1 protein-coding gene is annotated in these 836 nt (G+C 45.1%); it reads left to right on the top strand.

Annotation, left to right across the window (positions count from 1 at the left end; translation table 11 throughout):
* The coding region (locus R7Z50_RS26160; RefSeq protein WP_318149565.1) for a biotin-dependent carboxyltransferase family protein at positions 1-799 on the top strand (799 nt) is incomplete at its 5' end.
* Positions 800-836 lie beyond the last annotated feature (37 nt).

The raw sequence follows: 836 nt of genomic DNA, 5'->3' as shown, positions 1-836 counted from the left end.
TCTACTTGGAAATCACGTGAATTGTTCAGCAATTGAGATTACGTTAGGCAATGCTTGTTTTGTCGCCTTACAAGACTGTCACCTGGCAATTTGTGGCGGCGATCTTAATGCATCAGTGGATGGTCACCCTATTGCCAATTGGTCGGATTTTTCGATAAAAAAAGGTCAAAAGCTTCAGTTCGGAATGGCGAGAAATGGCATTCGCGCCTATCTCGCTGTAAAAGGTGGCTTCAATGTGCCTGAGCACCTTGGGAGCTCATCGACCGTGCTTCGTGAAGCATTAGGTGGACTAGAAGCCAATGGTAACGCTCTAAAAGCTGGAGATGTTCTCCCTTTTGACGCTCATTCATTACCTAACCATAAACCAAGAATCATGACATTTCGTTTCAAGCCAGATTACAACTTGCCAATTACACTACGCGTTATTGAAGGTTATCAATGTGATGATTTCAGTGTTGAAGCTAAAGAAAAATTCTATTCGGGAAGCTTTGCGATCTCGCCAGACTCTAATCGAATGGGCTATCGCCTTGAAGGAAATACGGTAAAGCCACCTTATGATGGCATCTTATCTGAAGGGATCGCGCTAGGCGCCATTCAAATTCCCCATGATGGTAATCCGATTGTATTACTCAATGACCACCAGACCATTGGCGGATATCCAAAGCTTGGTTGTGTTGCCAGAATAGATTTGCCTAGATTAGCGCAAGCGAAGCCGGGTCAGAAAGTGCGTTTCATCAAGGGTGATAGACAAGGTTTGCAGGATGTGTGGTGTCAGTGGGCTCAGTTTTTTGGCTACTGAGCCCTATTCAGTTTTTGGCTGCTTACATCCCGTAGCG

It is taken from the genome of Vibrio sp. 1249-1, assembly GCF_033340495.1.
Note: the sequence above shows the minus strand (reverse complement) of the source record. Positions and strands in the feature narration are given on the sequence as shown.